The sequence below is a fragment of the Aquitalea sp. ASV15 genome (assembly GCF_016429115.1).
GTDB classification, from domain to species: Bacteria; Pseudomonadota; Gammaproteobacteria; order Burkholderiales; family Chromobacteriaceae; genus Aquitalea; species Aquitalea magnusonii.
On sequence record NZ_JAELTZ010000004.1, the window covers coordinates 1 to 23,824 of the forward strand.

Here is a 23,824-nt window from a genome sequence, read left to right on the forward strand (position 1 = left end):
TGGCCGTCCAGTTGCCATTGCCATCGACGGTGGCGGTGCTGCTGGCGGTATGGCCCTGGCTGTCGGTAAAGGTGACGGTAACGGTCTGGCCGGCTTCGACGCTGCCGGTGCTGCCGCTGACCACCACTGCGGTGCTTTCAGCCTTGTTGTAGACGTGATCGCTGCCGGAGCCATCACTGCTGATGGCAATGGTGGCAACCGTATCCTTGCTGTCGGTATTGCTGGCGCTAGCGGTATTGCCGGCCACATCGCTGACCGTGGCTTTCACGGTCACCGGTCCATCCACCAGGCCGCTCAGGCTGCTGGCCGGAACGGTCCAGCTGCCATTGGCGGCTACGGTCGCCGTGGTGGTGACCACGTGGTTGGCGCTGTCGGTAAAGGTGACGGTGACAGTCTGGCCGGCTTCGACACCCGTGGTGCTGCCGCTGACCACCGCGGCGGCGCTTTCGCTGCTGTTATAGACATGATCACTGCCACTGCCATCACTGCTGATGGTGATGGTGGCGCTCAGGTCGAGCTTGGCGCTGTTAGTGCCGGTGGCCGAGGTATTGCCTGCCGGATCGGTGATGGAGGCAGTCACCGTCAGCGTTGCACCATCTCCCGGGGCAGCCGGGGTGAGAACGACCTGACCTGCAGTAATTTCCGCAGCGGTCAGCACATGACCGGCTTGCGCCACGCCATTGATGGTGACGTTCAGCGTATCGCCTGCCTTGGCATCTGCCGGCAGGCCGATGTTGACGGTGTCGGTGCTGGCACTGCCCTGCTCGGCCTTGTTGATGAAGCCGTCGTGGTTGGCATCGGTGGCGATGACCACGGTCGGTGCCGACGGGGCGGTGGTATCCAGCGTACCGCTGTCTTTACCCTGGCCGGAGGTATTGCCCACGGCATCAGTCTGGGTGGCGGTGATGGTGACGGTGGCGTCCTGTGCCGGCGGCGTCATGCTGATGGTGACGGTGCCATTGTTGTAACTGCCGCTGACCGTGCCATCGGCACCGGTCACGCTGCCATCGCTATGCACCACCAGCGTGGTGGTATGGCCGCCATCGTTGACCACGATGGTGGCGCTGCCGTTCTTGGCCAGATCAGCGGCATCCAGCTTGACGGTGGCTTCCACCTTGCCGTTGACCAGATCGCCAGCGCCAATCACGCCGTTGGGATCATTATGTTCGGCGATGGTCACCGTCGGCGTGGCCGGCGGCGTGGTATCGATGATGGCGGTACCGGTGGCGCTGGCGGAAGAACCGGCCGCATTGGTGCTGGTGGCAATCAGGGTGTCGGTGCCATCCGGCAGCTTCGACGACGGCGTCAGCTGCCAGTTGCCGTCGCTTCCCACGACCGCGCTGCCGATAACGGTGCCGGCGGCATTGCTCACCACGACGGTCAGGCCGGGGATGCCGGTACCGTGGATGGTGGGGGTGGCGTTATTGGTGGCGCTGATGTTCTCGATGGAAACGCTGATGGGCGTGGTAGCCGTAAGCGCTTGCGCAGGTGTGGTGCTGAAGGTCTCGCCCTGTACGGTGGGCACAACGACTTCGGCCGTGGCGTTATTGTCCAGGCTGAGGCTGTTGAGGGTTTCGCTGATGCGCACCAGGCGGACAAAGCTGTGGCTGCCTTCATCGGTGGCACCGCCTGCGTTCAGACCGGCAGCAGCGGAGTCGAGCTGCGCCAGCGGATCCTGGCCATTTTCCAGGGCGGCCAATACTTGTTGCGCTTCCGGGGCCAGCTTGGCCACGGCGGCCTCGCTCTTGTCGGTGCTTTGCGGCGTGAGGGTTTCGTCAGTCAGTGCCAGATCACGCGGGCCATCCACCGTGATGCTGTCGCCACCGGCGCGGGAGACGGTCAGTGTGGCACCATCCAGCAGCACGACATGCTCGCCTGGCTGAATGATGTCGCCAGCCTTGAGAATGCGCTCGTGCCCTTGGGCATCGATGACTTTGACAATACCGTGGATGGCAACAACCTGACCTTGGATCGCGGGGGCATTCATGACTGACTCCTGAAGACGCAATAAGTATTGCGCCCAGATTAGTCAGGCAGCCGGGAAAAACCTATTGTACCGAAGGGCAATTTCCTAATTATTTTCAGAAATTTCTTAGCTCTGTAAAAAATCAAAGCCGCCGTACCAGGGCGGCGCGGCGGCTGTGCAGGCTGACGGCGGTGGCACTAACCGCCGGTGAGCTTGAGCAGCAGTTGCAGGCGGTCTTCCACGCCGAATTTCTGGAATACCGAGGTCAGGTGCGCCTTGACCGTGCGCTCGGAAATATCCAGCAAGCGGGCAATCTCCTTGTTGGCCTTGCCCTGGCGCAGCGCCTCCACCACCGCCAGTTCGCGCTCGGACAATTTGGCGGCCAGTGGCGATGCCGGCGTCGCCGGCAGGCGGCTGCCAAAACGGGCACACAATTGCTGCATGATGCTGCGGCCTACCCAGGTACCACCTGCGGCGACGGTCTCGAACATCTGTTGCAGCAGGTCGCCCGTACTCATGGCATGGGCATAGCCCACCGCGCCACATTGCAGCCAGTACAAACCTTCCGCATCGCTGGGCTGCGAGGACAAGGCCAGTACCCGGCAATGGCGGCAGGCCTGGACGATGTCCTGCTCCTCCACGTGTTGCTGGGCCAGATCAACCAGCACCAGGCTGTCGGTGGCCACGCCATGGCGGTTGAGCGCGGCCAGATCAGCCAGGCGCACGGCATCTTGCAGGCCCAGGCTGTCGGCCCAGTAGTCGGCCAGCGCCGGGCTGGCGGTAATCAGGATCACACTGTCGCTCATCGTTCGGTCAAAGCCTCTGCCTTGGCGCGCAGCACCGGTTTCAACAGATAGGAAAGAATGCTCTTCTTGCCGGTCATGATGTCCACCTGGGCCACCATGCCCGGAATGATGGGCAGGTGTTTTTCGCCCAGCGCTCCCTGTTTGGTTCGGACCTTGACGATATAAAAGGCATTGCCCTTGTCATCGGTCACCGTGTCGGCACCGATTTCCTGCAAGCTGCCCTCCATGCCGCCATACACCGTGTAGTCATAGGCGGTAAAGCGCACCATGGCGCGCTGGCCGGGGCGCAGGAAGGCGATGTCGCGCGGCGAAACGCGGGTTTCGATCATCAGCGAATCTTCCAGCGGCACGATTTCCAGAATGTCCTTGCCCGGCTGCACCACACCACCGATGGTGTTGACGAACAGGCGCTTGACCTCGCCTTTCACCGGCGAGCGTACCTCGGACAGCTTCACCTTGTCGGCCAGGCCGGAGCTGCCCGCGGACAGGCTGTTGATCTTGCCCATGGTGTCGGACAGATCGGCGCTGGCCTGATTGCGGAAATTCAGTTCCACTTCCTGGATTTTGTGATTGGCCTCGCTGATGGCCGATTGCAGCTTGGGGATCTGCGCCGCAGCCATGTCGCGATCCCCCTGATAGCGCGATACATCGCGCTGCAGGCGCAGCAGGTCGACATCGGACACCGCGCCGGATTCCCTCAGCGGCTTGGTCACCGCCAGTTCACGCTGGGTCAGTTGCAAGCCTTGCTGCGCCTGTTCGTAACGGGCACGCACCTCACTCAATTCCTGGGTACGCTGGGTCACTTCCTGGCGGGCAATGGATACCGTAGCCTCCAGTTCGCGGCGCTTGGTCAGGTACAGATCCATTTCCTGCTTGGCCACATCGGGCGCCTGCGTGGTGACTTCCTTGGGCAGCTCGAACGGCACATTATTGGCGATGGCACGCAGCCGCGCCGCCTTGCCCAGCAGGGACAGGTATTGCGCCTGGTTTTCGTTGAGCGAGGAAACAAAGCGGGTATTGTCGATATTCAGCAGCAGCTGGCCTTTTTGCACGATCTGGCCTTCCTTCACCAGAATCTTCGACACCACGCCGCCATCCAGGCTCTGGATATGCTGGTTTTGCGAAACCGGCACCACCTTGCCCTCACCGCGGGCCACTTCATCGATTTGCGAGAATGCCGCCCATAGCAGGGCCACCAGCAGCAAGGCCAGCATGGTCCAGACAAACACCCGCGGCCGCCCCGGATTTTGTTCCAGAATGGCCCAGTCGCCATCGGTGGCGAAGTCCAGCCGGTCTTGCAGGTCGCGCGCGGCGGCCCAGTCCATCAGCTTGTCCCAGTAGGGCGAGGTTTTGTCCTGACCGCGCGCTATCCAGCCTTGCAGCCTTTGCTTCCAGGTCGTTTTCATCAGTTCGCCCTCCCTACCTGGCCCTGCTGCAGGGCCTGGATCACCGCGGCCTTTTCCCCGTCGGCGACAATGGCGCCGTTGTCGATCACGATCAGGCGGTCGGCCAGCTCCAGCAATGAATTGTGGTGGGTGACCATGATCATGGTCTTGCCGGCCATGACCTTGACCAGCGTCTGCTTGATCTGGTTTTCGGTGCTGTTGTCCATATTGCTGGTCGGTTCGTCCATCAGCAGGATGGGCGGCGCATTCAGCAAGGCACGGGCGATGGTGACGGCCTTGCGCTGGCCGCCGGACAGCGAGTCGCCACGCTCGCCGATGATCATGTCAAAGCCTTGCGGGTGGCCGTTGATGAACTCGGCCAGGCCAGCCAGCTCGGCCGCGGCGGCAATGCTGGCATCGTGTGCATGCGGTGCGCCCATGGCGATGTTCTGGCGCAAGGTGCCATAGAACAGTACCGAATCCTGCGGCACATAACCGATATGGCGGCGCAACTCGGCCGGATCGATCTGGTTGATATCGATACCGTCCACCCGCACCGAGCCCTCCGTCGGCCGGAACAGGCCAAGAATCAGCTTTTGCAGGGTGCTCTTGCCGGAGCCGACACGGCCGATGATCGCCACCCGCTCGCCCGCCCTGATCTTGAACGACACATTGCGCAGTGCCACCTGCGGATTGTCCGGGTAGCTGAACGACACATTGCGGAATTCGATCTCCCCCTGAAAACTGGTGCGATGGAAGAAATTGGCATCCTGTTCGCGCTCCACCGGCATCTTCATGAAACCGTCCAGCGAAGACAGCGAGGTCTTGGCATTGTGGTACTGCGTCAGCAGCCCCACCAGCTGGCCTAGCGGTGCCATGGCACGGCCGGACAGCATTACCGCCGCAATCACCCCGCCCTGCGAGGTATTGCCGTCCATGATCTGGTACACCCCCAGCACCAGCATCACGATGGATACCAGCTGGGTGATGAAGCCGGCAAAGGTATTGGCCGAGGTGGCCAGCAGCTTCAGCCGCGCCCCCACCTGGGCCAGATACAGCGTGCCCTGTTCCCAATGCCCCTGCTGCTGGCCTTCCGCCGCCAGGATCTTGATGGTTTCCAGGCCGGCCAGGTTCTCCACCAGCTGGGCATTGCGCTGGGCCGAGGCACGCAGGGTGGCCTCGGTCAGCTCCTTCATCTTTTCCTGGATCAGCAAGGCAAACACGATCATCAGCAGCCCGCCCACCACCACCGGCAAGGTCAGCAGCGGCGACACCCACAGGATGGCCAGCAGGAAGATCAGCACGAAGGGCAGGTCGATCAGCGCGGTAATGGAGGCCGAGGCGATGAAATCGCGCACCGTTTCAAAGGCGCGCAAATTGGACGAAAACGCCCCGACCGAGGCCGGCCGCGCTTCCATGCGAATGCCCAGCACCCGCTCCATGATCAGGCTGGACAGGGTCACGTCCACCCGCTTGCTGGCCAGATCGATCAGATAAGCGCGGGTCATTTTCAGCAGGAAATCGAAAATCAGCGCCAGGAGACCGCCAATGGCCAGTACCCATAGCGTTTCGGTCGCCATATTGGGCACCACCCGGTCGTAGACATTCATCGACACCAGTGGAATGACCAGCGCAAACAGATTGATCAGCAAGGCGGCAATCATCGAATCGCGATACAGCGGCAGGCCACCATAAACCGTCTGCCAGAACCAGTGGCGCGAACGGATATCACCCAGCTCGGGCGCGCGGCGTTCGAAATTGAAGCGCGGCCGCACGAAAATGGCCAGACCAGCATATTTCTCCGCCAGATCAGCCAGCGGGATGCTGGTTTCCGCTTCGGTCAGCTCGGCAAAGCTCACCCGCGCCATGCCGCTTTCGCGATCGATGCCGCGCAGAATGCAGGCCTCGTCGCCGTGCAACAGCAGCACGGCTGGCAGCAGCTGCTCGCGCAGCTTGTCCAGCGGCTGGCGCACCACGCGTGAAGTCAGGCCGATGCGCCGCGCCGAGCGCGAAAACATCGAGGGATTCAGCCGGTTGTTGATCAGGGGAATACCCGCCACCAGCGACTCGCGGGTGGCATTGATGCCATAGGATCGCGCCAGCGCGAACAGGCAGTCCAGCAAGGGATCCAGATGGGTTGCCTGCAGGGGAATGGAGCTATGTTGCGGTTCCGGGGAAGGGGAATGCATGCGCTGCCCTCAATATGCTTTTGTTGTTGGCGACTGTTGAGCGGGTCGCCGTTAATGCCGACATTCTAATGGAAGCTTTTATATCGGCAAATTCTTTCAATTAATTAAAATAATTGATTAAAAAAAACAGAAAATTCTCTGCGGACTTTCATCACTTTATTAAAATCCGCCGCTAAAAACAAAAACCTGCCATTAAAGACAGGTTTTCGATCAATTACCGCAGCAAGCGCTCAATGTGCCGGGCGTTTGAAAGTTCGGGCAAAGCCCAGCACGCAGGCAAAAAACACCACGCTGATCGCCACCTCGCACAGGGCCAGCGTCTGCGACAGGCCGTGGTCCGCCCAGCTGCGCATGATGCCTTCGGTAAAGAAAGCCAGAATGAACATGCTGGACCACTGATAGGTATACAGCCGCTCTTTCAGGATGCCCATCAGCGGCGCCAGCAGCAGCACCGCTTTCAGTGCCAGAAACGAGCCGCCCGGCCGCAGCGGTGCCAGCCACAGCTCCCAGGCCAGGGTCAGCAGAATCAGCGCCACCAGACTGGCGGTGGCTCCATAGTGAAACAGTTTGCGGTTCATTTTTCCTGATTTCCGGCGGGTTCGGCCGACGCGGGACGCGTCATGCATGCAGCCATGATGATGCCTGCTTCGTACAGCAACCATAGCGGCACCGCCAGCATGGTTTGCGACAGCACATCGGGGGGCGTCACCACGGCGGCCACCACAAAGGCGCCGACGATGACATAAGGCCGGCCCTCGCGCAGCTTGGCCACCGACACCACCCCCATGCGCACCAGCACGATGACGATGATGGGGACTTCAAAGGTGACGCCAAAGGCCAGGAACATGCCCATGACGAAGGACAAATACTTGTCGATGTCCGTCATCATGCTCACGCCGCTGGGCGTCATCATGGAAAAGAAATGAAACGCCACCGGAAACACCAGGAAATAAGCAAAACTCATCCCCAGCAAAAACAGCAGCACGCTGGCCACCACCAAGGGCAGGATCAGCTTCTTTTCATGGCTGTACAGGCCGGGAGCGACAAAGGCCCAGATCTGGTACAGGGTATTGGGCAGCGAGATGAGGAAGGCCACCAGCATGGTGAGCTTCATCGGCACGAAAAAGGTGGCGGTGACTTCGGTGGCGATCATGCTGCCGCCATTGGGCAGCGCATCCAGCAGCGGCTTGGCCAGCAGGTGGTAGATGTCACCAGACCAGTGAAACAGGCCGAGAAACACCAGCAGCAGTCCCAGAATGGCGCGCACCAGCCGTGTACGCAATTCCAGCAGGTGGGCAAGCAGAGGTTGTTCGTTCATGCGTGAGGGCGGGATTCGGTAGCAGGCTGCACAGCAGCCGGGGGAAGATCATCAAACAGGTCGAGCTGGTTTTCGTCGCGTACGGGCGGTTCGGCCGCACTGTTTTCCACCACCAGTGCTGACGCCACGGCAGCCGGCGCGGCAGGGGCCTGCAGATCGAGCGCGCCATGAATGCTGCGTTCGGCCTCGGCAAAGGGCGCACTGGCCTCGCCGGACAGCTGCTGCAACTGGGCGGACTGCTCGGCCATCACCTGGCGCACACCTTGCACCTCGGCCTCCATCTGCGACTTGAAACTGTTGGCCGCATCCTGGATATCGTTGCGCAGGCCATCCAGCCCGCTCAGATTGGCCTGCTGATGGATGTCGGCCTTGACGCTGGCAACAAAACGCTGGGCGCGCGCCACCAGCGCCCCCAGGGTGCGGGCCACGGTGGGCAGCCGCTCCGGCCCCAGCACCACCAGGGCCACGATGCCGATCAGGAGGATCTCACCAAAACTGATATCGAACACGGCGCGCCCTGTGGGTTATTTCTTGTCGGATTCGTTGTCGATGATGCGGCCGGTTTCGGCAGGCTTGTCGGCCTTGTCGTTCTCGCCCTTCATGCCTTCCTTGAAGCCACGCACCGCGCCGCCCAGGTCTTCACCCACGTTTTTCAGTTTTTTGGTGCCGAAAATCAGCACCACGATCAACAGCACCACCAGCCAGTGCCAGATACTGAAAGAACCCATTGCCACTTCCTTTCCAAATAGTCTGGCGCGCCGGCAAGCGGCGCACCGTCAAAACCGTTCAGCCCTTGTGGCCGAAAACATGCACATGCAGGTGGAACACTTCCTGGCCGCCGCCACGCCCGGTATTGATGCCGGTCTTGAAGCCGGCGCTCATGCCCTGCTCGGCTGCCAGCTTCGGCACCAGGCCCATGATGCGGCCCAGCAAGGCTTCGTGTTCTGGGCCACAGTCGGCCAGCGAGGCCACATGCAGCTTGGGAATGATCAGGAAATGCACCGGCGCAATCGGGCGGATGTCATGAAAGGCGACGACATCGGCGTCTTCGTAAATCTTGTTGCAAGGGATGTCCCCTGCGGCGATCTTGCAGAAAATGCAGTCACTCATTGCTTGGTCCTGTACGAATGGTTCAGGAAGGACGGGAGGCTTTTTCGTCGATGCCGGAAATGCCTTCGCGGCGATGCAGCTCCATCAGCACATCTTCCGGGCGCAGGCCATGATAAGCCAGCAAGACCATGGTGTGAAACCACAGGTCGGCCACTTCGCGCACCAGATGCAGCTTGTCCTTGTCCTTGGAGGCCATGATGGTTTCAGCCGCCTCTTCTGCCACTTTTTTCAGAATGGCGTCTTCACCCTTGTGAAACAGCGAGGCCACATAGGAGGACTGGGGGCTCGCTTCGCGGCGGGCTTCCAGGGTATCGGCTACAGTCTTGAGCACATCGAAGGTCATGATGCTTCACCTTTGCATACTGGGAATTCGGCAAGTATAGGCCGATTCACACATCGGCCGTTAGCGCCCGAAGGCGACCTGCCATTGTAAGGGCTGCGGATGGCAGCCGTTTGACACGGCGCAACTCAATGCTTGTGCTGGTAAATGGCGTCCGGGTCTTTGAGCACTGCATCCACCACCGTCCAGCCGCCATTTTCAAAACGGCGATAGAAGCAGCTTTCGCGGCCGGTATGGCAGGCAATGCCGCCGGCTTGCTGGATCTGCATCACCACCACGTCGCCATCACAGTCCAGTCGCAGTTCCTGTACGGTTTGCAGATGGCCGGACTCCTCACCCTTTTTCCACAGTTTCTGGCGTGAACGGCTCCAGTAGTGGGCAATGCCGGTGTCGGCGGTCAGTTGCAGGCTCTCGCGGTTCATCCAGGCCACCATCAGCACGCGGCCGGTGGCGCTGTCCTGGGCAATGGCGGTCACCAGGCCCTGGGCATCCCATTTGACTTCATCCAGCCAGTGGCTCATAGCCTTACCTCGATGCCTGCGTCACGCATGGCCTGTTTGGCCTCGCGCACGGTGTATTCGCTGAAATGGAAAATGCTGGCAGCCAGCACGGCATCGGCCTTGCCCAGCTTTACGCCATCCACCAGATGCTGCAGATTGCCCACCCCACCGGAGGCGATGACCGGAATGCCCACGCCTTCGGACACGGCACGGGTCAGCGGCAGGTTGAAGCCGATCTTGGTGCCATCGCGGTCCATGCTGGTGAGCAGGATTTCCCCGGCGCCGTATTCCTGCATCTTCTGCGCCCATTCCACGGCATCGATGCCGGTACGGTTGCGCCCGCCATGGGTAAACACTTCCCAGCGGTCGTTTTCCGGGGTGACCGCCTTGGCGTCCACCGCTACCACGATGCACTGGCTGCCAAACTTGGCGGCGGCTTCGCGCACCAGCTCGGGATTGGTCACCGCCGCGGTATTGATGCTGACCTTGTCGGCACCGGCGTTGAGCAGACGACGGATGTCTTCCACCTTGCGCACGCCACCACCCACCGTCAGCGGGATGAACACCTGCTCGGCTACCGATTCGATCACATGCAGGATCAGGTCACGGTCGTCAGAGCTGGCGGTAATGTCCAGAAAGGTGAGTTCGTCAGCGCCTTGTTCATTGTAGCGACGGGCGATTTCCACCGGGTCGCCGGCATCGCGCAGCCCGACAAAGTTGACGCCCTTGACGACGCGACCGGCAGTCACGTCCAGGCAGGGAATAATGCGTTTGGCCAGAGTCATGTTCACGACACAAAAAAAGCTTGGCCGAAGAGTCTTCGGCCAAGCTGGGGTTTAAGGCAGGATCAGGCCTCGGACAGTTCGTCGGCCAGCGTCTGCGCGGCAGCAAAGTCGATGCTGCCCTCGTAGATGGCCCGTCCGGTAATGGCGCCTTCGATGCCTTCGTCTTCCACCGCGCACAGATTGCGCACATCATCCAGATTGGTCAGGCCGCCCGAGGCGATGACCGGGATGGTGAGGGCCTGTGCCAGCTTGACGGTGGCTTCGATATTGACGCCGTTCATCATGCCGTCGCGGCCGATGTCCGTGTAGATCACCGAATTGACGCCGTAATCCTCGAAACGCTTGGCCAGGTCAATCACATTGTGATTGGTGATCTTGGCCCAGCCATCGATGGCCACCATGCCATCCTTGGCATCCAGGCCGACAATCACCTGACCGGGGAAGGCATCGCAGGCATCGTGCAGGAAGCCGGGGGTTTTCACCGCCGCCGTCCCGATGATGACGTAGGACAGGCCCATGTCGAGGTATTTTTCGATGGTGTCCAGATCGCGGATGCCGCCACCCAGCTGAACCGGCATGTCATCGCCCACTTCCTGCAGAATCGAGCGGATGACATTCAGGTTCTTGGGTTTGCCGGCAAAGGCACCGTTCAGGTCAACCAGATGCAGACGACGGGCTCCCTGGTCTCGCCAGTGAGTGGCCACCTTGACCGGATCGTCAGAGAACACGGTGGCATCGTCCATAACGCCTTGTTTCAGGCGTACGCATTGACCATCCTTGAGGTCGATAGCGGGTATAAGCAGCATGGTGCTAGATCAACGTAAGTTAAACACTGCCGTCCCATGCCAGGAAGTTCTTCATCATCTGAAGTCCGGCACGGTGGCTCTTTTCGGTATGAAATTGCGTCGCAAAGATATTGCCACGCCCGACGATACAGGAAAACCTGTCCGGGTACTCACTTTCCGCCAGCGTCAGCGTCGCATCGGCCGGGGCGAAATGGTAACTGTGGACAAAATAGAAACGCTCGCCATCCTCGATCCCGGCAAACAGCGGATGGGATACGGTCTGGTAAACGCGGTTCCAGCCCATGTGCGGCACCTTCAGGCGCTCGCCAGCGGCGTCAGTCAGGTTAGCCGAAAAACGGACCACATTGCCCGGAAACAAGCCAAGTCCGGGGGTATCGCCCTCTTCACTGTGCTGGAAAAGCAACTGCGCACCCACGCAGATGCCAAAAAACGGCTTGGTCTGCGTGGTTTCACGTACTGCCTCGGCCAGACCGTAGCTGTTCAGCTCGCGCATGCAGTCCGGCATGGCACCCTGGCCGGGAAACACCACCTTGTCCGCCTTGACGATGGCTTCCGGGTCGCGGCTGAGGAAAATATCCGCCCCGGTTTCATTGACTGCCTGGATGGACTTGAGCACCGAGTGCAGATTGCCCATGCCATAGTCGATTACTGCGACTTTCATCATGCCCCTAACTGTTCAGGTGGAGATGGCCTGCGGCTCAGGCCGTCAGCGTGCCCTTGGTGGACGGTGTGGCACCACCCATGCGTTCGTCCACTTCACAGGCCATGCGCAGTGCGCGGCCAAAGGCCTTGAAGATGGTTTCGGCCTGGTGATGGCTGTTCACACCGCGCAGATTGTCGATGTGCAGGGTCACCATGCTGTGGTTGACGAAGCCATGGAAGAACTCGGAGAACAGGTCGACATCGAACTGGCCGATGCTGGCGCGGGTGTAATCGACGTTGTACACCAGGCCGGGACGGCCGGAGAGGTCGATCACCACGCGGCTGAGCGCTTCGTCCAGCGGCACATAGGCATGGCCGTAACGGCGGATGCCTTTTTTGTCGCCAATGGCCTTGGCAAAAGCCTGGCCCAAGGTGATGCCGATGTCTTCCACCGTGTGGTGGGCATCGATGTGCAGGTCACCCTTGGCGACGATGTCCAGGTCGATCAGGCCGTGGCGGGCGATCTGGTCCATCATGTGATCGAGAAAAGGCACGCCGGTATCGAAATGGCTGCGGCCATGACCATCCAGATTGATGGTGACGGTGATCTGGGTTTCCAGGGTATTGCGGGTAACGGATGCGGTTCTCATGATTTCAGGCAAAGTAGCGGCCCAGTGCGGCAAGCACGGCCGTGTTTTCTTCCGGGCTGCCCACGGTAATGCGCAGGCAGTTGTCGAGCAGCGGGTGGCTGCCATGCAAGTTCTTGATCAGGATGCCATTTTTCTTCAGCCATGCAAACAGCTCACCGGCATCCGGCACCCGTAGCGTGATGAAATTGGCTTGCGAATCAAAAACGGTGGTCGCCGTAAACTGGCGCAGCGCCTGCAACAGGCGCTGGCGTTCGTCGCACAGGGTTTGCGCCTGCTGCATGAACACATCCAGATGGCGCAGCGCAAAACGGGCGGCGGCCTGGGTCAGTACATTGATGTTGTAGGGCGGGCGTACCTTGTCCAGCTCGTCCATCCACTCGGCAGGGCCGGCGGCATAACCCAGGCGCAGCCCGGCCAGCCCCAGCTTGGACAGCGTGCGCATCACCAGCAGATTGGGACGACTGCCAGCCAGGTCCATCAGGCTGTCGCTGGCAAAGGCCTGATAGGCCTCGTCCACCACCACCAGTCCCGGTGCGGCATCCAGCACGGCCAGTACCTGGTCGCGGGCGAACTGCGGGCCGGTGGGATTATTGGGATAAGACAGGAACACCACCGCCGGTTGATGGGTGGCAATGGCCTCCAGCAAGGCCGGCAGGTTCAGGCTGAAATCGGCATGCAGCGGCACACCCACATACTGCAGGCCGGAGAACAGCGCGTTCATGCGGTACATGACGAAGGACGGCTCCAGCGCCAGCATCACCGCACCGGGACGCGCCAGCGCCTGGGCGATCAGGGTGATGATTTCGTCCGAACCATTGCCCAAGAGCACGCTGGCCGCTGCCGGGATGGCAAACGCCGCCTTCAGTTCGTCCTTCAGCCCGCCGCCATGCGGATCGGGATAACGGTTGATGGCGACCTCGGCCAGGCATTGCCCCAGTTCGGCGCGCAGGGCAGCCGGCAAGGCATAGGGGTTTTCCATGGCGTCCAGCTTGAGCAGGCCGGCGGCATCAGATACATGGTAGGCCTTGATTCCGGCGATTTCCGGACGGACCAGTTGCTTGGCAGTCAATGTCATCACGATGGGGCTGTAGCGGTCATGGCAACCGGGCCAGCCATGCAGGTCAACAGGGGGCGTTGTCAGGACAACGCAGCAGGTGGCTATCCTACCGTGTTCGGCCGGTTTGGGCTACCCGGCCATGTCCACCGCCGCCCATGGCCGGGCTGGCAAAAACATGGCCAGACACTGTCTGGCCATGTTCAACGCGGACTGATCGGGCGGGCTCAGGGTTCCAGACGCAGCTCGGCCGCGCGGGCGTGGGCGGTGAGGCCTTCGCCATGCGCCAGCACGCTGGCGATCTTGCCCAGCTTTTGTGCCCCGGCCGCAGAAACGCGGATCAGGCTGGAGCGCTTCTGGAAGTCGTACACCCCCAGCGGGCTGGCAAAACGCGCCGTGCGGCTGGTGGGCAGCACGTGGTTGGGACCGGCACAGTAGTCGCCCAGGCTTTCCGAGGTGAAACGGCCCATGAAGATGGCACCGGCGTGGCGCAGCAGCGGCAGCTGCTGTTCCGGCTCGCTCACCGACAATTCCAGATGTTCCGGCGCGATGTAGTTGGCAATCTCGCAGGCTTCTGCCAGGTCGCGCACCTGAATCAGCGCACCACGGTTGCCCAGGCTGGCTTCGATGATGGCGCGGCGCGGCATGCTGGGCAGCAGCTTGGCAATGCTGGCTTCCACTTCGGCAATATATTCCGCCGACGGGCACAGCAGGATGGCCTGGGCGATTTCGTCGTGCTCGGCCTGACTGAACAGGTCCATGGCGATCCAGTCGGCCGGGGTGTTGCCATCGCAGATCACCAGGATTTCGGACGGGCCGGCCACCATGTCGATGCCGACCACGCCGAACACGCGGCGTTTGGCAGCGGCCACATAGGCATTGCCCGGCCCGGTGATCTTGTCCACCTGCGGGATGGTTTCGGTGCCATAGGCCAGCGCGGCCACCGCCTGGGCGCCGCCACAGGTGAATACCTTGTCCACGCCGGCGATGAAGGCGGCAGCCAGTACAAGGTCGTTACGCTCGCCCTGCGGGGTGGGCACCACCATGATGATTTCACCGACACCGGCCACCTTGGCCGGCATGGCGTTCATCAGCACCGAGCTGGGATAGGCCGCCTTGCCGCCCGGCACATAGATGCCGACGCGGTCCAGCGGCGTGACCTGCTGACCCAGCAGGGTGCCGTCTTCGTCCTCGTAGCTCCAGGAGTGGGCCAGCTGCTTTTCATGATAGCGGCGCACGCGCTCGGCAGCGGCGCTCAGGGCCTGTTGCACCTCGGCCGGCAAACGATGCCAGGCGGCTTCCAGCTGCGCGCGCGACAGGGTGAGCTCGGCCATGGTGCTGGCCTGCATGCGGTCGAAGCGGTTGGTGTATTCCAGCACGGCGGCATCGCCACGCGCCTTGACGTCATCGCAGATGGCGGCCACGGCGCTGTCCACTGCCGGGTCCTGCGCGGTTTCAAAAGCCAGCAGGGCTTGCAGCTGCTGCTGGAAATCAGCTTGGGTAGAAGACAGTTTCAGCATGGGATTCCGTTCCTGCCTTATGCCGGCACGGCAGAGGCAAAGGCATCCAGCACCGGCTGGATGCGGTCGTATTTGAGTTTGAGCGCAGCCTGGTTCACCACCAGCCGCGAGCTGATGTCGATGATGTGCTCCACCGCCACCAGATTGTTGGCGCGCAGCGTGCCGCCGGTGGATACCAGGTCGACGATGGCATCGGCCAGGCCGACCAGCGGTGCCAGTTCCATCGAGCCATACAGCTTGATGATGTCCACATGCACGCCCTTGGCGGCAAAGTGTTCGCGGGCGATTTTCGGGTACTTGGTAGCCACCTTCAGGCGGGCGCCCTGGCGCACCGCATTCTGGTAGTCGAAACCGTTTTCCACCGCCACCATCATCTTGCACTTGGCGATATTCAGGTCCAGCGGCTGGTACAGGCCATCGCCACCGTGTTCGATCAGCACGTCGCGGCCGGCAATGCCCAGATCGGCCGCGCCATACTGAACATAGGTGGGGACATCGGACGCTCTTACAATCACCAGCCGTACATCGGCATGATTGGTCTCGATGATGAGCTTGCGCGAGGATTCCGGATCTTCCGCCGGAACAATGCCGGCCGCAGCCAGCAGGGGCAGGGTTTCTTCAAAGATGCGCCCTTTGGACAGGGCAATAGTCAGGGTCATGATATTAAGCAGGCAATAGGAAAAGAAGGGAAACCGCCATCAGCCGACCAGGGCGCGCCGTTCGCGCTCCAGCTGGCCGACATAACGCTGCACCAGCGTTTCTGACGACGGAGTCATATTGAGAAAGGCGCAACCGGCACGGACGGCTTCATTGCCGTTGCGCAGCTGGGTGGTCAGGCGGTGGCGGATTTCGATACCCACCCGCAAACTGCCCAGCGGTTTCAATTCGAGTGAACAATTCTGGTATTTCTGGCCCAGCTCGAAACCGGGCGCATGCGGTGCCGGCAGCCACAGGCTGCAGCCACCCAGGCTGATGTCGAACAGCACCAGGTCCAGCGGCCGGCCGGGGTAGTCGGCAATATGGCAGCTGACCGGATTGCTGACCGGGGTCTGGATGCGGAAAAACTCGCGCCGCTGCAGCTTGATCACCTGCTCGGGCAGGTCCACCTCGAAGGCCGGGCCACTGTCCAGCACCACCTTGCGGGCTGCGCCGGTGACAAACTGGGTCTTGACCCCGTCCGGCGAGCAGACGAATACATTGCGCTCGCTGTTCAGCAGCTGTTCATTGGTGGCCGGGTCGGCCCCCCAGTCGAGCAACAGCACGCCTTGCCTGGCGTCCACCTCCAGAAAGCGCGTGAGAATGAAGGTTTTTCCCTTGTTGGAAAACACCGTCACCATGTGCCCGGACTTGGCGATAGACGTCAGATGATGCACGACCTCAACCGGGGTGGCCAGGATATACCTGGTCAGATCGGGCTGGGCATGGTCGCCGTGCAGCATACCGGGGGTGTTGTCTTCGCTCACGATGGGCGCTTCTTTCCGCAGTCAAGGTTGGGTGATTGCCTGAATTCTAGCGTAACAGCTGACGAATATCATGAGTCAGGCTGTCTGCCGGCGTGGCATAAGCCTCATAAACCCGCAATTTTCCGCTTTTGTCGAACAGATAGGAGCCGGCACTGTGGTCGACCGTATAAGCGCCACCCGGCACGGCCACTTTCTGTGCCACCACCTTGTAGGCCGACTTGACCTGCTCGATCTGCGCCGTGCTGCCGGTAAGGCCGACAAAACGGGGGTCGAAGTGCGGCACATAGCCGGCCAGCACCGCCGTGGTGTCCCGTTCCGGATCTACCGTGACAAACAGGACTTGCACCTTGTCAGCGTCCGCGCCCAGCTTTTTCATGACCGTGGCGTATTCCAGCATGGTGGTGGGGCAGACATCCGGACAATGGGTATAGCCGAAGAACAGCGCGACCACCTTGCCGGAGAAGTCGGACAGCTTGCGTGGCCGGCCCTGATAGTCGGTCAGGCTGAAATCGCCGCCCAGCTGGGTATCGCTCATGTCCGTGCCTTTGAGATCCAGCTTGGGCGCCGCCGGCGGCGCACAGGCAGCCAGTGCGATGGACAGGATGAACAGGGAGAGCAAACGTAGCAGATGGCGCATCAGGAAACCGGTAGCAGACAGTAATGATCGGACAGCATCGCGGCAAACAGCCAGGTCAGATACCAGATCGACCAGGAAAAGGTGCGGCGAGCCAAGGCGTCAGCATACTGACGATGCAGTTGCACAGCAAGAAACAAGAAGCGTCCGTCCAGTGCCAGCGCTGCCAGCAGATACAGCCAGCCGGCCACGCCCAGTGCCACCGGCAGCAGGGTGACGGCGGTCAGCAGCAGGGTGTACAGCAGAATGGACAAGGTGGTGAAACCCTGGCCATGCGTCAGCGGCAGCATGGGCAGGCCGGCGCGGGCGTAGTCGGCACGCCGGTATAGCGCCAGCGCCCAGAAGTGCGGCGGCGTCCAGGTGTAGATGATCAGCAGCAGCAACAGTGCATGCGGGCTGACCTGCCCGGTCATCGCCGTCCAGCCCAGCAATGGCGGCATGGCCCCGCTGATGCCGCCGATGACGATGTTTTGCGGGGTGTATGGTTTCAGCAGCAGGGTATACACCAGCGCATAGGCCAGCAGGGTGGCCAGCGTCAGCCAGGCGGTCAGCGCGTTGACCCAGCCCCACAGCAGCAGCATGCCACTCCCACCCAGCAGCACCGCCAGCAGCAGGGTTTCGCCACGCCCGGCGCTGCCCCGCGCCGTGGCACGCCAGGCGGTGCGCTGCATGCGGGCATCCAGCGCATGCTCCAGCAGGCAGTTGAGCATCGCCGCCGCGCCAGCCATCAGCGCAATACCCAGCGTGGCCGGCAATAGCAGCCGCAGGGCCGGCAGCGCTGGCTGTGACAGCAACATGCCGATCACGGCGCAGAACACGATCAGTGCCACCACGCGCGGCTTGGCCAGTTGCAGCATGGCCAGCGCATGCTCATAGCCGGCTTGCAGTCTCACACTGGCAGACAGGGCCATCTTGCCGTTCTCCGGTGTCCCTGCCGGCGCGACAACATGCCACCGCGCCAGGGCCGGACGGTACTGCTGCGGCTCTGCCAGCCCAGCCAGTGCTGGCGCAAGGGCCGATAAGCGGCCGGCACCTGCAGCCGGCACAGCAGCATGCTGCTGCCCGCCAGCAGCAGCATGGCCCCGGCATGGTGGGCCAGCGCCAGGGGCAAGGGGTGCAGCCACAGCACATTGGCCACGCCCAGCATAGGCTGCAGCAAGCCTAGCGCCAGCAGCAACAGCAATTGGCGACGCAGACCGGGTATCGACCACAAACGCCAGCACAGCAGGCCCAGCACCAGCATCACCAGCAGCGCACCCAGCCGGTGCAGCCAGTGCATGGCAACCAGGCTGGCCATGGGCAAGGCTCCGCTCTGCAGCACAAAGGCGTCAGCCAGAGAAGATGATGGCCACCAACTGCCGTTGCAGCGGGGAAAACCCTGGCAGGCCAGCGCCGCCTGATGGGACGACACCCAGCCCCCCAAAGCAATCTGCCCGGCCACCAAGCACAGCAACAGCCACGCCAGCCTGCGCTGGCCTGCCCTCACCCGCACGCCCGGCCAGCGGCTGCCGGCCGCCTGCCACAACAGCACGGCCAGCAGGCTCATGCCCAGCAACAGATGAGCGGTGACCACCAGCGGCTGCAGGCGCATGGTCACCGTCAACATGCCCAGCAGCGCCTGAAGGGCCAAGAGCAGCAGCAACAGGCCGGCGACACGCCGCTGCCGGCCGCTGCGCCAGGCTTGCAGCGCCTGCCACAGGATCAACAGCCCCAGACTGCCCGCCAGGTAGCGATGCAGCATTTCCTTCCAGGCCTTGTCCGGGCTGACCGGGCCATCCGGCTGCAGCTGCATGGCCTGCGCGATGGCCGTGGCGGCATGCGCCGGACTGAGCCGGCCATAGCAACCCGGCCAATCCGGACAGCCGAGGCCGGCATCCGACAAACGCACATATGCCCCCAGCGGCAGGACCACACAGGCCAGCAGCAGGGCCAGCCAGGCCAGTTTTTTCATTGCGGCCTCCTTGCCAGCGCGCAGCGCCGGCAGCTGCACGGCATCATCCCAAGCCGTTGTTAACCTTCATCAGCTGTTGCACTTCCTTGATGATCTTGTCCGGACGCAGGGCATCCGGGTAAAACAGCACCTGGTTGCCCAGCGGGTCGATCAGGTAAAAACCGTCGGCTCGGGCCGGCAAGCGCTGGCGTGCCACGGCCAGCTGCACGAAGCCATCTGCCGCCACCGGTGCCGCCGCGCTATACAACAGCACCCGCTGCAAGCGCCCGGCAGCTTCGCCCTGGGCCAGATGAATCTGTCGCATGGTGAACAGGCGCTGGCGGCATACCCGCTCGCAACTGCCCTGAAACTGGCCAACCAGCACCCAGCGCTTGCCAGGCCAGTCCGCCCGGCTGGCGGCGGCGAAGGGCTGGATCGGCAGCAATTCGCCAGCGCTATTGCCGCCCTGCGGTGGCCAGTAGCGATAACTGAACCAGGCCGCCAGCAGCGGCAGCAGACAGAGCAGCACGATCAGCAACAACACCAGCCGGCTGTAGCGTCCCGTGTTCATCCCTTCCTCCATCTGCGTGGCCGCAGCAATAGCAGCAGGCATAGCGCCAGCACCGCCCATTGCAGGGCATAGGCAAAATGCCGCTGTGCCGACAGGGGGGGCTGCAGCGGCCACATCTGCAAACCCGGCAGCGCGGGCTGCAACACCAGCACGCCCTGGCGCCAGCGGCCCGGATACACCTGCGGCAAGCTGGCCATGGCAACCTCATCCACCCGGCCGGCAACGCCCGACCGCGCGCCGGGCAAGGTCCAGCGTCCATGCCACGGCAACCATTGCCCGCGCAACTGCGGTGGCAGCAACAAGGCTGGCTGCGGGCGGGAGTCGGCCAGCCAGCCCAGATCGAGCAGCAGCATGCTGTCATCCGCCAGCCGCACCGGCAGCAGCAGCCTGGCTCCCGGCTGCTCGTCCAGCAGGCTGTTGCCCAGCTGGATCACCGGCCCCAGCGGGCGGGCCCCTGCCACGCTGCGGCGGGAATAATCCGGGGCCTGGGTCAGCGGCACCGCCGACCACACCTGCACCGGCTGGCTGCCCGCCCGTGCCAGCGCCTGTTCACGCTGCAAGGCATCGCGGCCACGCAACACCTGCCAGCAGGCCAATACAAAAGGTAACAACACACAGAGCAACAGAAGCCCACGACTACGCTTTTTGCCACTAGACTGAAAGCATGTTTTTGCAGGCGCAGCAGCACCGGAGGGCTCAGCCATGAAAATCGTCATCGTCTTTTTGCTTGCCTGCATCGTGCTGGCCCTGTTCTGGGGGCTGTCCGGCCTGCTCAAGGCCGAGTCCGGCTCACAGCGGCTGATCCGTTCGCTGACCCTGCGGCTTGGCTTGTCCATTGGCCTGTTCATCCTGCTGTTGCTGGGCGTGCTGTTTGGCTGGTGGCGTCCGCATCAGCCCAGCTAGGCTGGCTGCGGCTACAGGCAGTAGACGAAGACAAACAGCAGCAGCCACACCACATCGACAAAATGCCAATACCAGGCCGCCGCCTCGAAAGCGAAATGGTGTTGCTGGTCGAAGTGTCCGCGCAGCACCCGCAACCACACCACCAGCAGGATGACACTGCCCAGCAAGACGTGCAGGCCGTGCAGGCCGGTCAGCATGTAGAAGGTCATGCCGTAGCCTCCCGCCGACAATGTCAGCTGCTGTGCCGTCCAGGCATGGTGGTATTCGATGGCCTGCAGGCAGAGAAACCCCAGCCCCAGCACGATGGTGATCAACAGGCCCAGCTTCAGTTGCGCCCGTCGCCCCAGTAGCAGGCCCCAGTGCGCCCAGGTCAGGCTGACCGCGGAAGACAGCAGGATCAGCGTATTGAGCGCCGGCAGCCCCCAGGCTTCCATGGCCTGATAAGCCGGCCCCGCCACCGGGGCGGTCTGCAGCGGCCAGCTGGCGGAAAAATCCGGATAGAGCAATTTGTAATCCAGGCTGCCCAGCGTCGGCAGCGCCACCTGGCGCACCCAGAACAGCGCGGCAAAGAATGCGCCAAACAGCATGACTTCCGAGAAAATGAACCAGCCCATGCCCCAGCGGAAGGACAGCGCCTCCTGCCCGTGATAGCGGCCGCCCACGCTCTCGCGGATGACATCGCCAAACCAGCCGCACAGCATGCGCAGCAGGATCAGCCCACCCAGCGCCAGCAGCCACCAGCCCGGCAGCATGCCGTTCAGCGCACAAGCCGCGCCCAGTCCCAGGCAGAACAGTGCCACGGCCCCCAGCAGTGGCCAGCGTGACGGGGCGGGGACGAAATACTGCACCGGCCCATGCTCATCCAGTAGCGCCATGATGCTCTCCTCAATGGCTGATCCAGTTCACCAGTAGCAGCAGCAAGCCGATAAGGGCCGCCACCAGCAACAAGGCGGTGGCAATCAGCTGCAGCGGCCGCAGGTGTCCATCCTGCTGTGCCGCCTGCTGCCGGCGGATACCGGCAAACGCCGCCAGCACCGCCAGCACGCCACGCCACCAGCTCATGGCCTGCCCTCCCCCTGCGGCACATCGAACACGCTGTACGACAGGGTGATGCTGTCTATCGCGGCCGGCAGCGCCCGGTCTATCACCAGCACCACCGGAAAACGCCGTGTCTCACCCGGCTGAAACAGCTGCTGGCGGAAACAGAAGCACTCCAGCTTCTTGACATAAGCCGCCGCCTCGGCCGGCAGATAGCGCGGAATCGCCTGCCCCACCACCTGCTGCCGGCTGTTATTGCGCAGCTCGTACTGCAGCTGGATGAACTGCCCGGTTTTCACCTGCAGCCGTGATTGCAGCGGCCTTACCTGCCAGGGCAGGCCCGGCTGCACCATGGCATCCAGTTGCAGTACCACCGGCCGTGCCGCGACCTGTGCCGCATCCCTGCCCGGCATGGCATCGGCCACCACCACCCGGTTCAGACCGGTCACCTCGCAAATCACCCGGTACAGCGGCACCAGCCCCCAGGCAAAACCGAACATCAGCAACACCAGCAGCAGCAACCTGCGCAACAGGGTGAGATTGGCTGCCTGCATACCGCTGGCCATGGTGGTCTCCCGCGCTAGCCGTGCTTGCCGCCCTGCATGGCAACCACCACGCCATTTTCCGCCACGTCCAGCTGCGGAGCCTCGCTGAAGCTGTGATACGGCGCGGGCGTCGGCAGCCGCCACTCCAGGGTATTGCCCCCCTCCCACGGTTGCTGGGCAGCCGTTTTGCCATGGCGCAGCGAGTACAGGATGTTCACCAGGAAAATCAGCTGGCCCAGGCCGAACATGAAGGCACCAACGCTGGCAATCTGGTTGAACTGGGTAAATTGCAGTGCGTAGTCGGGAATGCGCCGCGGCATGCCGGCCAGGCCAAGAAAATGCATGGGAAAGAAGGTGACGTTGAACCACAGCAGCGACCACCAGAAATGCAGCCGCCCCAGGCGCTCGCTATACATCTTGCCGGTCATCTTGGGAAACCAGTAATACACGGCGGAAAACAGGCTGAACAAGGCACCGGCCACCAGCACATAATGAAAATGCGCCACCACGTAGTAACTGCCATGCAGCTGCACGTCGACTGCGGCCACGCTGAGCGTGACGCCGGACAGCCCGCCAATGGTGAACAGCAGGATGAAACCGATGGCAAACAGCATGGGGGTTTCAAAGCTCATGCTGCCTTCCCACATGGTGGCTATCCAGTTGAATACCTTCACCCCGGTGGGCACGGCGATCAGCATGGTGGCGTACATGAAAAACAGCTGGGCGGTAGCCGGCATGCCGGTGACAAACATGTGGTGTGCCCACACCATGAAGGACAGCACACCAATCGAGCTGGTGGCATACACCATGGAGGTGTAGCCAAACAGCGGCTTGCGGGCAAAGGTGGGAATCACCTGGCTGACTATGCCGAAGGCCGGCAAGGCCATGATGTAGACCTCGGGGTGACCGAAAAACCAGAACACATGCTGGTAGAGGATGGGGTCGCCGCCACCGGCGGCATTGAAAAAATGCGTGCCGAAGTGGCGGTCGGTCAGCACCATGGTCACCGCACCGGCCAGCACCGGCATGACGGCGATGATGAGATAGGCGGTAATCAGGCTGGCCCAGGCAAACATCGGCATCTTCATCATGCTCATGCCGGGGGCGCGCAGATTGATGATGGTGACCACGATATTGATGGCCCCCATGATGGAGCTGATACCCAGGATATGGATGGCAAAAATGGTCAGATCCATGCCCATGCCCAGCTGCACCGACAAGGGCGCATACAGCGTCCAGCCGGCCGCCGCGGCGCCGCCAGGCACCACAAAGGACAGCAGCAACAAGGCCATGGCCGGTGGCAACAGCCAGAAGCTCCAGTTATTCATGCGGGCAAACGCCATGTCCGGCGCGCCTATCATCAGTGGCAGCATCCAGTTGGCCAGGCCGGTAAAGGCCGGCATGATGGCGCCGAACACCATGATCAGCCCATGCAGAGTGGTGAGCTGGTTGAACAACTCCGGCTGGAAAAACTGCAGGCCGGGGCGAAACAGTTCGGCCCTTATGCACAGGGCCAGCACCCCGCCCACCAGAAACATGCAGAAGGCAAACCACAGGTAGAGCGAACCGATGTCCTTGTGATTGGTGGCAAACAGCCAGCGCCGCCAGCCATGCGGCCGGTGCGACTGCTGCGGTACTGCTGCAAGACCGGCAATAGCCATGCTGCCCT

29 protein-coding genes are annotated in these 23,824 nt (G+C 62.2%); 1 reads left to right on the forward strand and 28 read right to left on the reverse strand.

Annotated elements, in window-relative coordinates; translation table 11 throughout:
• The 24 genes from JHD64_RS02480 to JHD64_RS02595 all read right to left on the reverse strand — a co-directional run.
• The coding region (locus tag JHD64_RS02480) for a retention module-containing protein (protein ID WP_199052153.1) at positions 1-1,987 on the reverse strand (1,987 nt) is incomplete at its 3' end.
• A 176-nt stretch (positions 1,988-2,163) separates the two neighbouring features.
• Positions 2,164-2,772 carry a response regulator transcription factor gene (locus JHD64_RS02485; protein ID WP_199052154.1) on the reverse strand — a complete coding sequence of 203 codons (609 nt, stop codon included), beginning with the start codon at positions 2,770-2,772 and terminating at the stop codon, positions 2,164-2,166.
• Positions 2,769-4,178: an HlyD family type I secretion periplasmic adaptor subunit gene (locus JHD64_RS02490; protein ID WP_199052155.1), complete on the reverse strand. Its 1,410-nt coding sequence runs from the start codon at positions 4,176-4,178 to the stop codon at positions 2,769-2,771. Before JHD64_RS02490 ends, JHD64_RS02485 begins: the two co-directional genes overlap by 4 nt.
• Positions 4,178-6,346: a type I secretion system permease/ATPase gene (locus JHD64_RS02495; protein ID WP_059286599.1), complete on the reverse strand. Its 2,169-nt coding sequence runs from the start codon at positions 6,344-6,346 to the stop codon at positions 4,178-4,180. The genes JHD64_RS02490 and JHD64_RS02495 overlap by 1 nt, the downstream gene beginning before the upstream one ends.
• A 230-nt stretch (positions 6,347-6,576) precedes the next feature.
• Positions 6,577-6,924, reverse strand: a complete 348-nt coding sequence (locus tag JHD64_RS02500; RefSeq protein WP_059286600.1) for a DUF2069 domain-containing protein — start codon at positions 6,922-6,924, stop codon at positions 6,577-6,579.
• Positions 6,921-7,664 carry a twin-arginine translocase subunit TatC gene (gene tatC, locus JHD64_RS02505; protein ID WP_199052156.1) on the reverse strand — a complete coding sequence of 248 codons (744 nt, stop codon included), beginning with the start codon at positions 7,662-7,664 and terminating at the stop codon, positions 6,921-6,923. The genes JHD64_RS02500 and tatC overlap by 4 nt, the downstream gene beginning before the upstream one ends.
• Positions 7,661-8,173 carry a Sec-independent protein translocase protein TatB gene (gene tatB, locus JHD64_RS02510; protein ID WP_199052157.1) on the reverse strand — a complete coding sequence of 171 codons (513 nt, stop codon included), beginning with the start codon at positions 8,171-8,173 and terminating at the stop codon, positions 7,661-7,663. The genes tatC and tatB overlap by 4 nt, the downstream gene beginning before the upstream one ends.
• Before the next feature lie 15 nt (positions 8,174-8,188).
• On the reverse strand, positions 8,189-8,392 hold the full coding sequence (gene tatA, locus JHD64_RS02515; RefSeq protein ID WP_059286603.1) for a Sec-independent protein translocase subunit TatA: 204 nt from the start codon (positions 8,390-8,392) through the stop codon (positions 8,189-8,191).
• A gap of 58 nt (positions 8,393-8,450) precedes the next feature.
• On the reverse strand, positions 8,451-8,774 hold the full coding sequence (locus JHD64_RS02520; RefSeq protein ID WP_059286604.1) for a histidine triad nucleotide-binding protein: 324 nt from the start codon (positions 8,772-8,774) through the stop codon (positions 8,451-8,453).
• A gap of 22 nt (positions 8,775-8,796) precedes the next feature.
• Positions 8,797-9,117, reverse strand: a complete 321-nt coding sequence (locus tag JHD64_RS02525; RefSeq protein WP_059286605.1) for a phosphoribosyl-ATP diphosphatase — start codon at positions 9,115-9,117, stop codon at positions 8,797-8,799.
• Positions 9,118-9,242: 125 nt separating this feature from the next.
• Positions 9,243-9,635 (reverse strand): phosphoribosyl-AMP cyclohydrolase, encoded by a 393-nt coding sequence (gene hisI / locus JHD64_RS02530; protein WP_059286606.1) that lies wholly within the window; start codon positions 9,633-9,635, stop codon positions 9,243-9,245.
• On the reverse strand, positions 9,632-10,399 hold the full coding sequence (hisF, locus tag JHD64_RS02535; protein ID WP_059286610.1) for an imidazole glycerol phosphate synthase subunit HisF: 768 nt from the start codon (positions 10,397-10,399) through the stop codon (positions 9,632-9,634). Before hisF ends, hisI begins: the two co-directional genes overlap by 4 nt.
• A 62-nt stretch (positions 10,400-10,461) precedes the next feature.
• Entirely contained in the window at positions 10,462-11,205 is a 744-nt protein-coding gene (hisA, locus tag JHD64_RS02540; RefSeq protein WP_059286607.1) for a 1-(5-phosphoribosyl)-5-[(5-phosphoribosylamino)methylideneamino]imidazole-4-carboxamide isomerase, read from the reverse strand.
• A gap of 19 nt (positions 11,206-11,224) precedes the next feature.
• On the reverse strand, positions 11,225-11,866 hold the full coding sequence (hisH, locus tag JHD64_RS02545) for an imidazole glycerol phosphate synthase subunit HisH (protein ID WP_199052211.1): 642 nt from the start codon (positions 11,864-11,866) through the stop codon (positions 11,225-11,227).
• A gap of 37 nt (positions 11,867-11,903) precedes the next feature.
• A complete protein-coding gene (gene hisB, locus JHD64_RS02550) occupies positions 11,904-12,497 on the reverse strand; it encodes an imidazoleglycerol-phosphate dehydratase HisB (protein WP_199052158.1) in 594 nt (197 codons plus the stop codon).
• Positions 12,498-12,501: 4 nt separating this feature from the next.
• The gene (gene hisC / locus JHD64_RS02555) at positions 12,502-13,572 is read right to left on the reverse strand and encodes a histidinol-phosphate transaminase (RefSeq protein WP_059286609.1); all 1,071 of its coding nucleotides are present in this window, start codon (positions 13,570-13,572) and stop codon (positions 12,502-12,504) included.
• Between the two features lie 206 nt (positions 13,573-13,778).
• On the reverse strand, positions 13,779-15,071 hold the full coding sequence (gene hisD / locus JHD64_RS02560; protein WP_199052159.1) for a histidinol dehydrogenase: 1,293 nt from the start codon (positions 15,069-15,071) through the stop codon (positions 13,779-13,781).
• A 17-nt stretch (positions 15,072-15,088) separates the two neighbouring features.
• A complete protein-coding gene (gene hisG / locus JHD64_RS02565; protein WP_059287418.1) occupies positions 15,089-15,730 on the reverse strand; it encodes an ATP phosphoribosyltransferase in 642 nt (213 codons plus the stop codon).
• 39 nt (positions 15,731-15,769) lie between these two features.
• Positions 15,770-16,534: a flagellar brake protein gene (locus tag JHD64_RS02570; protein WP_239688839.1), complete on the reverse strand. Its 765-nt coding sequence runs from the start codon at positions 16,532-16,534 to the stop codon at positions 15,770-15,772.
• 46 nt (positions 16,535-16,580) lie between these two features.
• The gene (locus JHD64_RS02575) at positions 16,581-17,171 is read right to left on the reverse strand and encodes an SCO family protein (RefSeq protein WP_199052160.1); all 591 of its coding nucleotides are present in this window, start codon (positions 17,169-17,171) and stop codon (positions 16,581-16,583) included.
• Positions 17,171-18,079, reverse strand: coding sequence for a heme o synthase (gene cyoE / locus JHD64_RS02580; protein WP_199052161.1), 909 nt, complete (start codon positions 18,077-18,079; stop codon positions 17,171-17,173). Before cyoE ends, JHD64_RS02575 begins: the two co-directional genes overlap by 1 nt.
• Complete coding sequence (locus JHD64_RS02585) at positions 18,058-19,119, reverse strand: heme A synthase (RefSeq protein ID WP_110313581.1); 1,062 nt, start codon at positions 19,117-19,119, stop codon at positions 18,058-18,060. Before JHD64_RS02585 ends, cyoE begins: the two co-directional genes overlap by 22 nt.
• A gap of 43 nt (positions 19,120-19,162) precedes the next feature.
• The gene (locus JHD64_RS02590; RefSeq protein WP_199052162.1) at positions 19,163-19,669 is read right to left on the reverse strand and encodes a hypothetical protein; all 507 of its coding nucleotides are present in this window, start codon (positions 19,667-19,669) and stop codon (positions 19,163-19,165) included.
• Entirely contained in the window at positions 19,666-20,283 is a 618-nt protein-coding gene (locus JHD64_RS02595) for an SURF1 family cytochrome oxidase biogenesis protein (RefSeq protein ID WP_199052163.1), read from the reverse strand. Before JHD64_RS02595 ends, JHD64_RS02590 begins: the two co-directional genes overlap by 4 nt.
• Positions 20,284-20,371: 88 nt before the next feature.
• On the opposite strand from JHD64_RS02595, the gene JHD64_RS02600 reads away from it, so the two are divergent.
• A complete protein-coding gene (locus JHD64_RS02600; RefSeq protein ID WP_059284703.1) occupies positions 20,372-20,572 on the forward strand; it encodes a DUF2909 family protein in 201 nt (66 codons plus the stop codon).
• 11 nt (positions 20,573-20,583) lie between these two features.
• Here JHD64_RS02600 and JHD64_RS02605 read toward each other — a convergent pair whose 3' ends face one another.
• The 4 genes from JHD64_RS02605 to ctaD are packed head-to-tail and all read right to left on the reverse strand — an operon-like array spanning position 20,584 to position 23,816.
• Positions 20,584-21,447, reverse strand: a complete 864-nt coding sequence (locus tag JHD64_RS02605; protein ID WP_199052164.1) for a cytochrome c oxidase subunit 3 — start codon at positions 21,445-21,447, stop codon at positions 20,584-20,586.
• A gap of 10 nt (positions 21,448-21,457) precedes the next feature.
• Complete coding sequence (locus tag JHD64_RS02610) at positions 21,458-21,634, reverse strand: DUF2970 domain-containing protein (RefSeq protein ID WP_082693270.1); 177 nt, start codon at positions 21,632-21,634, stop codon at positions 21,458-21,460.
• Complete coding sequence (locus tag JHD64_RS02615; RefSeq protein WP_199052165.1) at positions 21,631-22,176, reverse strand: cytochrome c oxidase assembly protein; 546 nt, start codon at positions 22,174-22,176, stop codon at positions 21,631-21,633. Before JHD64_RS02615 ends, JHD64_RS02610 begins: the two co-directional genes overlap by 4 nt.
• A 14-nt stretch (positions 22,177-22,190) precedes the next feature.
• Positions 22,191-23,816, reverse strand: coding sequence for a cytochrome c oxidase subunit I (gene ctaD, locus JHD64_RS02620; RefSeq protein ID WP_199052166.1), 1,626 nt, complete (start codon positions 23,814-23,816; stop codon positions 22,191-22,193).
• Positions 23,817-23,824 lie beyond the last annotated feature (8 nt).